The 11122-nt window shown below is 66.2% G+C and carries 10 protein-coding genes and 3 pseudogenes; 8 read left to right on the top strand and 5 right to left on the bottom strand.

Annotated features, from left to right (window positions below):
• Window positions 1-506: 506 nt before the first annotated feature.
• Window positions 507-734, top strand: a pseudogene (locus LL648_RS45985) (dienelactone hydrolase family protein); the annotation flags it as partial.
• On the opposite strand, the gene LL648_RS43375 reads toward LL648_RS45985, so the two are convergent.
• Entirely contained in the window at window positions 659-1639 is a 981-nt protein-coding gene (locus tag LL648_RS43375; protein WP_374112222.1) for an FAD-dependent oxidoreductase, read from the bottom strand. The pseudogene LL648_RS45985 and the gene LL648_RS43375 sit on opposite strands and share 76 nt — an antisense overlap.
• 615 nt (window positions 1640-2254) lie before the next feature.
• On the bottom strand, window positions 2255-3094 hold the full coding sequence (locus LL648_RS43370; RefSeq protein WP_232668828.1) for an SAM-dependent methyltransferase: 840 nt from the start codon (window positions 3092-3094) through the stop codon (window positions 2255-2257).
• 445 nt (window positions 3095-3539) lie between these two features.
• Between LL648_RS43370 and LL648_RS45980 the strand changes: the two are divergent.
• The 4 genes and pseudogenes from LL648_RS45980 to LL648_RS43355 form a co-directional block, all read left to right on the top strand.
• Window positions 3540-3857: pseudogene (locus LL648_RS45980) on the top strand (immunity protein Imm33 domain-containing protein); the annotation flags it as partial.
• 19 nt (window positions 3858-3876) lie between these two features.
• A complete protein-coding gene (locus LL648_RS43365; protein WP_232668827.1) occupies window positions 3877-4452 on the top strand; it encodes a TIGR03086 family metal-binding protein in 576 nt (191 codons plus the stop codon).
• A 1275-nt stretch (window positions 4453-5727) separates the two neighbouring features.
• Entirely contained in the window at window positions 5728-6561 is an 834-nt protein-coding gene (locus LL648_RS43360) for an acyl-CoA desaturase (RefSeq protein ID WP_232668830.1), read from the top strand.
• A 100-nt stretch (window positions 6562-6661) separates the two neighbouring features.
• Window positions 6662-6859 carry a CsbD family protein gene (locus tag LL648_RS43355; protein WP_232668826.1) on the top strand — a complete coding sequence of 66 codons (198 nt, stop codon included), beginning with the start codon at window positions 6662-6664 and terminating at the stop codon, window positions 6857-6859.
• 13 nt (window positions 6860-6872) lie between these two features.
• On the opposite strand, the gene LL648_RS43350 is transcribed toward LL648_RS43355, so the two are convergent.
• From LL648_RS43350 to LL648_RS43340, 3 genes and pseudogenes are all read right to left on the bottom strand, one after another.
• Complete coding sequence (locus tag LL648_RS43350; protein WP_232668825.1) at window positions 6873-7070, bottom strand: hypothetical protein; 198 nt, start codon at window positions 7068-7070, stop codon at window positions 6873-6875.
• A complete protein-coding gene (locus tag LL648_RS43345) occupies window positions 7071-7298 on the bottom strand; it encodes a transposase (RefSeq protein WP_232668824.1) in 228 nt (75 codons plus the stop codon).
• A 163-nt stretch (window positions 7299-7461) separates the two neighbouring features.
• A pseudogene (locus tag LL648_RS43340) lies at window positions 7462-7611 on the bottom strand (DUF5994 family protein); the annotation flags it as partial.
• A gap of 275 nt (window positions 7612-7886) precedes the next feature.
• Between LL648_RS43340 and LL648_RS43335 the strand changes: the two are divergent.
• The 3 genes from LL648_RS43335 to LL648_RS43325 all read left to right on the top strand — a co-directional run bounded on the left by LL648_RS43335 (window position 7887) and on the right by LL648_RS43325 (window position 10967).
• The gene (locus LL648_RS43335) at window positions 7887-8141 is read left to right on the top strand and encodes a hypothetical protein (RefSeq protein ID WP_232668823.1); all 255 of its coding nucleotides are present in this window, start codon (window positions 7887-7889) and stop codon (window positions 8139-8141) included.
• 174 nt (window positions 8142-8315) lie between these two features.
• A complete protein-coding gene (locus LL648_RS43330) occupies window positions 8316-9122 on the top strand; it encodes an SDR family NAD(P)-dependent oxidoreductase (protein ID WP_232668822.1) in 807 nt (268 codons plus the stop codon).
• A gap of 705 nt (window positions 9123-9827) precedes the next feature.
• Window positions 9828-10967: an AI-2E family transporter gene (locus tag LL648_RS43325; RefSeq protein WP_232668821.1), complete on the top strand. Its 1140-nt coding sequence runs from the start codon at window positions 9828-9830 to the stop codon at window positions 10965-10967.
• The last annotated feature ends 155 nt before the right edge of the window (window positions 10968-11122 follow it).

Genomic DNA, 11122 nt, shown 5'->3' with positions numbered 1-11122 from the left:
ATCGTCTACGACGTCGTCCGCCGCGAGGCGGGCCTTCCGGTCGCTCTGGTGTCGACGTCCCGTGCGGTATGGGTGGCGTCGGGCTTGAGGTCGGGATCGGGATCGACGAGCGTCGGACGGCATCGCCGGTGACGCGACCCCAGCGAGGCGGATGGGTAGCCGGCCCCGGGCCGTTGTGAGGTGGTTCGGGTGTGGCGCCGGACACGGGGAATTCGGCGGCCTTTCGGTCGTTGAGGATATTGACGGTCGTTCGGTTTCAGTGTTCGTGTTCGTCACGCCCGCAGGAAGAAGTGAGCACCGGTCGCGTTATCTGATGCGGGATGGCGGCGGTGTTCGGGTCGGCCGGGCCCCCGCGCAGGCATGGAAAAGGATCCGACTGAAGGCTACGTCGAGGCGAGTCGTTGCGCGATTCCCTGGACGCCTCCACGATCGCTGCCGTTCTGGATGTAGAGCTGGAGTTTCTCAGAGAAGCCGATGTCGGTCGAATAGGTGTACTCGGGTATTCAATGGGTGGCGCGATCGCCCTCTGGGCTGCAGCATCGCGCAAGAGCGACGCCGCGGTCACCTTCTGCGGTGGCGGACTTGTTGAACCCTACTGGGCAGACATGAGGCCGGGCGTCGAGTTGGTGCGGCAGCTTTCCTCGAAGTGGGTCGGATTTTATGGGTCACGTGATCCGCTGACGCCGCCGAGCGCACTGGAAGAATTGCAGAAGGGTGCAGTGAATGGGGGCGACCGTGTGACGGTGACCGTATTCGACGGGCTGGGCCATGGATTCGTGCTCGATCGGGATGATCCGCGATATGCTCCGGGAATCCGCCCTGGCTTGGCGTCGGACGGTCGAGGTGTTCGGTGGCGACAACTCTGCCGCACACTGATTCGCGGTAGCGACACGTTTGTTCCACAGCGGTTGGAGTCCGGCGAAGCCGGTACCGGTGCTACACCCTGCTGGGACGGGCCGCCCATGGTTGTGGCCGTGCCGAACCCGGAGGGCAGGATCGGCGGAGGCGGCCGCCGTCGGCAACCGGTCGGGCCAGGCTGCTGATCACCTCTGTCACCAGCAGCGCCACGAACATCGCTCACGCTGCTGGTGGTCTGTGGACTGTCGCGGGCCGACGTACCGCGGAAAACCAGACTCAACGTGCCGCCGAGCTCATGCCGCCAGGACATTCCGAGATCGACTGCGTGACGAACGCGGCGCCGGTGGTGTTGTCGAAGGGCCGGGGCCGCCACGGTCGCGACGAGCGCTCGTGTGCCAGCCCGGCAGGTCAGAACGGTGCGACCCGCCATTTTCGGCCGACAGGACAGATGTTCAGTGCGCCTCCTCGTGCTCCACCAGCGAGTCACGTCCGTAGGCGGGACCTCGGCGCCGGTCGCCAACGCCGCGACGAGCTCACCGGTCACGGGGTCCGTGGCGTTCCCGTCCGAGTGGTCGGCGGCGACCACGAGACCCTCGGGGTCGCCCAGGCGGTCGATGATCGGCAGACCGTCGGGCGTGTAGGGGATCATCCCGGCCCACAGACGGTCGATGAATGCCTCGTTCAGAACCGGTAGCGACAGCGGAAGGATCGCGCAGATGCCCGCGAGACCTTCCACGTGCGACTTCGGATGGGAGTCGTCGAGGAGGCCGGCACCGCGCATGATCTGGTTGAGCCTGATCAGCACGTCCCTGGAGGCCTGCTGCGATGTCCTGTTTATCAGGGCACGGATCTTGTCCTTCAGCTGCCGCAGCGGACGCTGGGCGATGAAGGTGTAGACGTACCAGCGGTTCGTCCCTCGCTTGCGGCGCCACTGGATGTGGAATCCTAGGAAGTCGAACCCCTCCGACATGTGCACGATCGGGTCTTGGCTGGTGAGAGCCGCAGTCCCAGAGGGCGCAGGATGTCGGTGATCTCCTCGCGCAGCCGGTCGACGTCGTCGCTCGCACCGTCACAGGTGCTGTCGACCAGCACGACGAAGTCGTCCGCATAGCCGGACGATCCGCCAGTTCGGTCGGCAGCGGTGACGTCGATGCGCCCGTCTGCCACTGGTCGACATCGACCCGCCGGGCTTCCACGGCTCCATCAACGCCTCATCGAGGGCTGCACGAGTGCCTGTGGGTGTGTGGCCCGGCGAGAGGTCGGGCAGCAGCCGGATCGTGGCGGATCAGTTCCGGTGGATTGACACCTCGGGAGCCCGAACAACGCCACCAACACCACGGAACTCCCACTATCGCAACACCACCTGAACGGACCTCGAGTCGCACCAGCGACAGCGTTAGGGTTTGCGGCCGGCGCCGGCGCAGTAGAAGGTGTGCCATTCGCTGTTGATTTCAGTGTGTCGGTCGGGTCGCCAGTCGTTAGCGTAGACCAACCCGGGTTCGATCAGGTCGAGCCCGTCGAAAAAGGGCTGTTGTTCTGCCCAAGTGCGGAATCGGCCAGTGCCGAAGTTACTGGTGATCGCTTTCTCCGCCTCGCGAGCGCGGATGTCGTCGTCGTCGAGGAAGTTGCTGGCCAGCAGATAGCTGCCCGTCGGCATGGCGTCCTTGAAGACCTGGGTGACGTGGACCGGGTCTCGTTCGTCGGGTAGATGGTGCAGGATCCCGCACATGATGACCCCGTAGGGCTGGTCTAGGTCGATCAGCTCTCGGGTTGCAGGATCGTCGAGGATCGATTTCGGATCACCGGCGTCGCCCTGTATGACCGTGGTGGTTTCGTTGTCAGCCAGTAGCGCGCGGCCGTGGGCGAGCACGATCGGGTCGATGTCGACGTAGACGACACGCACGGTTGGGTCGATCTGGTGCGCGACTTCGTGGACATTCCCGGCGCTGGGCAGCCCGGATCCGACGTCGATGAGCTGACGGATCCCGGCGTCGGCGACCAGGTGACGAACACCGCGACGAAGGAACGCCCGATTGTCGCGGGCTACGTCGAGGATGCCGGGAAATACAGCGATGAGGGCGTCGCCAGCGATGCGGTCCACCTCGAAGTTGTTCTTACCACCCAAGGCGTAGTCGTAGCCGCGAGCGACTGACGGGACGGTGATGTCGATCTCTGGCGGCAGATCGAGCGGCTCGCCGTTTCGATGGTCGTTGCGCCACGTCTGCGGATCGCTCATCCGAGTTCTGGTCCTCTCACCGCCACTGGTCGAACCCTGCCAACACCGAGCCTAGTATCCAACCGGTAGGACTGTGATCACGACGTCGACGAAGGTCCGTATCCGCTGGCCAGAGCACAGCAACTGGTGATGCAACGGCCGGCAGGTCGATTGTCGGGTCTGCGATCGGGACCCGCGCCAACGGCCCGGCTCACCGAGCGTGCTCGTCGCGTCCGACCGGCGATGGCAAGCGGTTTGGTCCACCAGTCGGGGGCAAAGGCGCGTTCGCCGTCTACCGCAAGCTCGCCGCAGACGGGACGGGACCTGCCGCGGGTACGGGTGGAACTTGGCCCCGGATATCGTAGGCAGGCGCGGCCGCATGGGAGCGTTTGTGGTTCGGTGATCTCGCGCGGCGCGCGCTGCCCGTGCAGGTCGCAAGAGACAGTTCGCCCGGGCGGCTCTACGGGACGATCCAGCCAACGACCAGGACAGCGGCTGGCGGCTCTTCACCGGCACCGAGTCGCAGGAGTACCTCGACGATCCCGCGAACTGCGTGCCGGTTCCGCTGAGTGAGCTGATCGGCGCAGACCCCGCGGCGGAGCCATGGCCGGTGTGTGCGACCGGTGTCGGGACGATCCACGTTTCGCCCCAGCCGCGGACCCTTTCGACGAGCGCGGCGGCGTCGGTATCCATGGCCTCGGCGTCGTCATGGTTCTCGATGATGCGCAGCAGGCCAAGAGACCAGCGTTCGTCAGGCACCTGGCCAGGGCCCCGGCACTACTGACATGTGACACGGTGCTGCGGTGACCCTCGACTCCTTAACTGCACTCGACTCCGCCGTGACGGCCTTCCGACGGCACCTGGCTTTCGTTGCGGAAGACGACTGGGCTGCCGCGACACCGTGCCCAGGTTGGGACGTGCACTACCTCGTGGCACATGTCGTTGGCGGAAATCGGTTCGCTTGCATGGTGCTGGACGGCCAGACGGCCGAACAGGCAATGACAGCGGTCATGAGCGCCAGGCAGCTCAGCGCCGACCCAACTGCGGACTTTGATGACAGCGTCGCTGCTCAACGGGTTGGCTTCTGTCGCGAGGGGGCACTGGCGCAAATCGTGGGCCACCCTCTCGGCGACCTTCCCGGTCGACGCTTCCTCGACATAAGGGTGTTCGACATCGCTGTCCATTCTTGGGACCTGGCGGTCGCTATCGGACGGGACGGCACGCTGGACGAAGCGCTCACCGACTCCGTCCTCACGATCGTGACAGGAGAGGCGCCAGGCATGGGCTTTGGTATCCAGCCCCTTGGTGAAGCCAGTCCAGATGCCGACCCCATGGACCAACTGCTCGACCTCGCCGGTCGATCTGCGCTACCTCGGTGAACCTGTTGGCCGGCAACCTCGCGTCGACGCTGAGCTACGGCGTCGATGAACCAGGGGCACGCGACGATCGAGCACGAGGATGACTTCCGAGGACTCCTTGTCGCAGAGCGTAGTGTGCGGCACGAGGCCGGATGTCGCGGGTGGGGCCGGTTCCAGTTCCAACGCGCCGTTGACACAGCCTCCGGACCTCGGGCCAGTTCGCGCAGATTGTGCGTCTCGTACCGACGAACCGGCAGGGAGCACCACCATGACGAACCGCCTGTTGCGCCCGGGTCGAGGGCGCTGGCCCGTGATCGACGCGTGAACCTCTCGTTGTGCCGCCGGCGCTCTCGCCCGACTGGCCTGCGGTGATCGGGTTCGGCGTTGCAGTGTGATCCTCACGGTGCTTGACCTGCGTAGCCCGGCGGTCGATGTCACCGAGATGGTCAGTACGCATGCAAGGGTGCCCTGCGGATAGCCTTCGTTCTCGCCTTGCTGGCCACCTGTGTCGCATGGGTGCGAGCATCGTGTGGGCAGGTGGTTCGCCCAGGGGCGCCACCGAACCGACAGCTTGGGACTACTCGCGTTGTGGCCGGTGGGGATCGCGCCCGCCACTGTCTACGACGAGTCCGAGCGCGCACGGTCACCGGGACGGTTCACAACGTTGCGGTCGGAACCGCGGTGATGGCGGTGCGCCTGGCTGCGCTGCGTGCCAGTGCGAGACAGGTGCGGCGGCTCGCCATGGCCGGCTCCGTCAGCATGGCGGTGCTCCTGACCATAATCGTCTTGAAGACGGGTGGCGATGCGGACCTGCCGGTCGGAGTCATCGAGAGGGTCCTCGTCGCCATGTGCACGGTCGTGACGGTCGGGGCGTTGCGCGGGCCGCGTCCACCACATCCCGGCCATGGAGGCGATGCTCACACCTGAGGGATCGGCGTCTCAAGCGTCGTACGAGCGGGTATCTCCTTGATGAAGGCGACGTTCTCGGTCGTGCCCGGTTACCGGTGGTGAGCTCGGGGACGAGAACGTCGCGGTGACTCCCAGGACCTCGGCGTCGCGAAGACCTTCCCGGAGACCGCCGTCGTCGGGAGCGATCGCGCCCCGACCGCTCCGACGCAGAGCTGGTCGACGGCTCGATCACCACGTACGCCGACTCATAGGAGAACCCACATCGTGACCACCGTTGCACCCCCTCGGCCCGCGCGTAGGAGGCCGAACGCGGCCGTGAAGCCGATCTTCGACCCGCCGAAGCCGCGCCACGAGCAGCTGCTCATCGGGGCGTTCACCATCCTCCCGATGCTCGCGCTGGTTGCGGCGGTCCCGCTCGCATGGGGGTGGGGCCTTTCGTGGCTCGACGCCGGGCTCGCGGCCGGGTTCTACCTTGTGTCGGTCCTCGGGGTGACGGTCGGGTTCCACCGCTACTTCACGCACCGTGCGTTCAAGGCAAACCGGGGTCTGCGCATCGGTCTCGCGTTTGCTGGCAGCCTCGCCCTGCAAGGTGATGTCGTTTCCTGGACCGCCGATCACCGCCGTCATCACGCCTTCACCGACAAGGAGGGGGATCCGCATTCGCCGTGGTTGTTCGGTGACACCCCTGCTGCGCTCGCCCGCGGGTTCTTCCACGCTCATCTGGGCTGGCTGTTCGGTCGGGATCGCACCAACGCCGCCCGCTTCACCCCCGACCTGCTCGCCGATCGCGACATCGTTACGATCAGCAGGCTGTTCCCGCTGGTCACGGCCGTCAGCTTGGCCGGACCCGCGCTGCTCGGCGGCCTGCTCACGATGTCCTGGTGGGGTGCGATCACCGCGCTGTTCTGGGCCGGTCTCGTCCGCGTCGCGGTGCTGCACCACGTCACGTGGTCGATCAACTCGATCTGTCACATGATCGGTGAGCGCCCATTCGCCGCGCAGGGCAAGGCCACCAACTTCTGGCCGCTAGCGGTCGTGTCGATGGGCGAGTCGTGGCACAACCTGCACCATGCCGACCCCACCTGTGCCCGTCACGGCGTGCGGCCCGGCGAGATCGACATCACCGCTCGCGTCATCTGGGCGTTGGAAAAGCTCGGCTGGGCGCACGACGTGCGCTGGCCCACCTCGGCCCGCCTGGCCCGGCTGGCGCCCAGCCGCTGACCTCGACGATGGTTGGGAAGTTTGCGATCGGGGTACGTCCTGATGAGTCGGCATGTCCCACGAGGGGACGCGGTCGACGGGTTCAAGAAGGTGGCGGGCGATGAGCTTCGCGGACAAACTGAGCAGCAAGGTTCAGGAGCTACGAGGACGCGTCAAGCGCATCACGGGTGAGGTCACCGAGGACAGAAGCCTCCAGGCCGAGGGCAGGGCCGAGGAGGTGAAGGGCAACCTGAAGCAGGCCGGCGAGAAGATCAAGGACGCCTTCCGCGGTCGCGGCGCAGGCCGCCCACCCCGGTAGTACTAGTGGCTTGTCACGCAGCTCTGACCGGGAAACTGGTCCAGGTGCGGATCGGTGAGTCGACGGCGAAGCTGGTCTTGGGTTTGGCGCGGGTGTTGCGCCAGCGGACGTAGGCGGCGATTGCGGTGTTCTGCTCGTCGTGGCTGCGGTGGTCGGTGCCGTTGAGGGCGAAGTAGCGCAGCGCGGCGAACTCGGTTTCGATCCAGTTCAATCACGACCCGTAGGTCGGTAGGAACACCAACTCGACCTGGTTGGCGGCGCACCACTGGCGGACCCGGGCATGGCGGTGCGGGGAGAAGTTGTCGCAGACCACGTAGAGCTTCTCGCCAGGCCAGCGGTTCCGCAACGCTTTGAGTAGGTCGAGGAACTCGATCCAGCGTTTGCGGTCCCGGATCCGGTAGAACATCTTGCCGGTGGCCAGGTCGAGGGCGGCGAGCATGTGCATCACCCCAGCGGTGCGGGTGTAAGTCGCCCGCTGCCGTCGTGGTTGGCGTTGGGGCCGCCAGGCCTAGGCGCGGTAGCAGGTTCAGCGGCCCGAACTCGTCGTTGTAGCTCACGCGTTCGACGTGGCCGAGCCGGATGGCGAGCCTCGCGGCGAGCGTGGGCATCTCGTCGTGCAGATCTCGGGAGCGGGGCCACCAGGCGCCGTCGACGAATCCGCTGGTATCAGCTTTCGGTTTCAGCTTCAACCGGACATCGCGGTCTTCGGTGGCGATGTCGAGATCTTCCGGGATGGTGGGTGCCGACGTCATGTCGGTGCTCCGTTCACGGATCGATCATGGCCCGGTATGAACGTCCGCTGAGGACGACGTGGGCTCGACCGCTCACATGCAAGATGCAGCTGGTGGTACTCCGAAATCTGACGGAGCAGTGGAAATCCCAGCCTCATTCCGAAATGCGGTACTGTTGTCGTTGGTCGTGTGCTTGGTGCGCCGGAGGTTTCGGGCGCCGGCACCCACGTCGGCGTTGATCGAGGTGTGCGGCAAACGCCGGCTGGAACGTCCTCGCCGGAGACGGGAGTGCTGGCGTGAGCGGCACCATCGGTGCGGGAACTCGCCACAACGAGCGGACCTCGGAGCGGGTGGGAAGGCATCCACTCCCGTGGCAGAACGAGCCGTCGGGCGGGAACAACCATGTCTCGGACGCGAACGGGCGGGCGGTGTACGACGGCTGCGATGCAGCCGAGATGTTCCGGCTGTACGGCGACGAGGTGCGGGCGGAGCGTGCGGAGCGGCACGCAGGTGTCGGGCGTCGGCGCGGACGTGGTTCCCGGCCTTCCTGATCTCACCTGATCTCACCTGATCCGCGTGGTCGGCCATTGCGACGGCCAGCGAGAGTCATCGACCGGCGTGTCTGATTTCCGCCAGACTTTCGACGTGCGCCACGCGAGGATGAGTGCAGTCCCGGACCGGATGGGCCGAGACACTCGAAACCCCTGAGGGGTTGCTCACACATCATGGATATGAAGCTGATCGGGCAGGTCGCAGTCATTACCGGTGCCTCGAAGGGTATTGGTCTCGCCATCGCGCGGACGCTCCTCGAAGAGGGTGCGCGGGTCGTTGCGGTTTCCCGCAAGAGCAACCCGGATATGGACGCGCTGTCTGGTCCGGATTTCCGACACGTGCTGGCCGATCTGATGGATCCGGACGCGCCTACGCGGGTCATAGCCACCGCGGTCGAGGAGTTCGGCGGGCTCGACATCCTGGTCAACAATGCCGGCGGACCGCCGCCGGGGGTGTCACTACCTCGGTTCTCGTTCCTCGCGCCGACAGATGCCGATTGGCGGGAGATGTTCGAGTTCAACCTGTTTGCCACGGTCCGTGCCATCCGCGCGGCGATTCCACAGATGCTCCGGAGAGGGCGTGGTTCGATCGTCAACATCTCCTCGGGCAGTGCGCGGCAGCCGGCCGCGATGAACGTCGACTACGGAGCTGCGAAGGCTGCGCTGAACAACCTCACGAAGGCGCTGTCGGTGGAGTTCGCGCCGCAGGGCATCCGGGTCAACTCAGTGTCTCCTGGGCCAGTGCTCACACCATGGTGGACCGACGCCGGTGGGGCTGCCGACATCATCGCCGCCAAGGCTGGAACGGACAGGGACAGTGTCCTAAACAGCGTCGGTCCGGAGATGATGGGCCTGGCCACAGGGCGATTCGTCGATCCGCAGGAGATCGCCGACGTGGTTGCGCTGCTGGGTTCGCCGCGTTCGGCGAGCACGACCGGATCGGAGTTTGCCGTGGATGCGGGCTTCCTCAAGGAGCTGTAGCTCCTCATCTCCTCGTGCCCTGCGGCGGTCTCGCTGCCGGGCCGGGGAGGGGGCCATTCACTTTGCCGTACCCGATGGCCGATTCCGGCCGGAATATTTGCACAAGGGAATGAGAATTGGGTGATGGCAACAACTCTCACGACGGACTCCACAACCGTCCACGCCGGCATGTATGCCGCCGAGGCCAAGTATCTGGCTGCCGGTGGACGGGCAGAGCCTCCTTCGACCTGCTCACGCCCTTCTTCGCGCCGGACGTCGTCCTTCATCAAGCCGAGACACTTCCCACTGCGGGACGTGGCGCGGTCACTCGTGGATGACGCGTTTCTTCCTCGCGATGAGCACGACCTGGGAGTCATTCGAGATGATAGAGCAGGAAAGTTCGCCGGCGGTGCGACCGCGGTGGTGCTCACGCAGGTCCGGGCCCTCGCTCGTGTCACCGGGGCGCGAGCTCGCCTTCCCGATCCTCCAGACCGTCAGGATCGAGGGCATACGGATTGCCGAGGTTCGACCTTTCGACGGGGACACCGCGGCGATCGCCGTATGCACGCAGCAGTAGCAACTCTGACGCGTCGGTTCAGGCCGTTCGGTGTTGCGGGCTCGTGGATCGGGTAGCCGCTCCCAACGTCGTGCAGCGCTCGATCTCCAGGTGATCGGTGGCGCGGACCGGTGGACACGTTCGCGAACGATCCCGGAAGGTCGATTGTGGTGATCAACGAGCAGGAGTCGGGTGCCGTCGGCGGCCAGAGCACGGTCGCTGCGGCCGAGGTGATCGCAGCGCAGATGAGCACCGAGACGTCGCCCCTGGGACGTCCCGGCCGGCCGTGGGATCGTCGATCCCCATTCTGGGTGGGCATGGCGGGCACAGCCGGTGTTGCGGTCATGGTCGGGTTGGTCGCCGCGGTTGTGAGCGTGAGCAGCGTGCTGGTCCTGATGGGGCTGTCGATGTTCTTGGCGATCGGGCTAGAGCCTGCGGTCTCGTGGTTGACCGGACGTGGGCTGCGCCGGTCGGCGGCGGTCGTCGTCGTGGTGCTCTGCGCTGGTGGAGTGGTCGGCGGGTTCCTCGCTGTCGCGATCCCGGTGCTGGTCGAGCAGATCACCCAGCTCGTCGCTCAGCTGCCCGGCTACCTCAGGTCCGCGCAGGACCACAGCTCGCTGCTGGGCAGGTTGAATGACCAGTTCGGCATCCAGCGGAACCTCGAGCAGTCCTTCAGCCAGGGTGGCGCGGCGATCGCGGGCAGCGTGCTGGGCGCGGGCCTGGCGGTGTTCGGCGTGATCACGTCCGGGCTGGTCGTCGTCGTGCTGACGATCTACCTGCTGGCGGATCTTCCCCGGATCCGCTCGGGTGTGTACCGCATGGCTCCTGCCAGCCGGCGACCCAGGGTCATCCTGATGGGCGACGAGATCTTCGCCAAGGTCGGCTCCTACGTGCTGGGGAACCTGCTGATCTCCGTGATCGCTGGCACCTTCACGACGGTCTGGTTGCTGATCCTGCACGTCCCGTACGCCGCGCTGCTCGGGATCTTCGTCGCGTTGCTCGACCTTGTGCCCGTTGTCGGTGCACCGATTGGCGGGATCCTGGTCAGCTTGCTCGCTCTCACCGTGTCGCTGCCGGTCGCGATCGCGACCGGTGCGTTCTTCGTCGCCTACCACCTGTTCGAGGACTACCTGCTGGTCCCGAGGATCATCGGCGGCGCGGTGAAGGTGCCCGCACTCGTGACGGTCGTCGCGGTCCTGCTCGGCGCCACCCTCCTCGGTGTCGTCGGAGCGCTGGTGGCGATCCCGCTCGCCGCCGCGGCGATATTGCTCCTGCGTGAGGTCGCGCTGCCCCGCCTCGACCGATCATGAGGACGGGCGGTCGGCTCACGCGGCGGATCGCGCCGGCGGACCGGGAATGGGTGCGCGCAGCGACGTCTCGCCCCGCGCCCAGTGCCCGCGCACGTCGGTGTCGAACCGCTCGGCGAGCAGCGTGCTCGCGCGCATCCCGAACACGATGTCGGCGG

The sequence above is a fragment of the Pseudonocardia sp. TRM90224 genome, assembly GCF_021245725.1.
GTDB lineage: Bacteria > Actinomycetota > Actinomycetes > Mycobacteriales > Pseudonocardiaceae > Pseudonocardia.
This window is presented reverse-complemented; position numbering and strand designations above follow the sequence as displayed.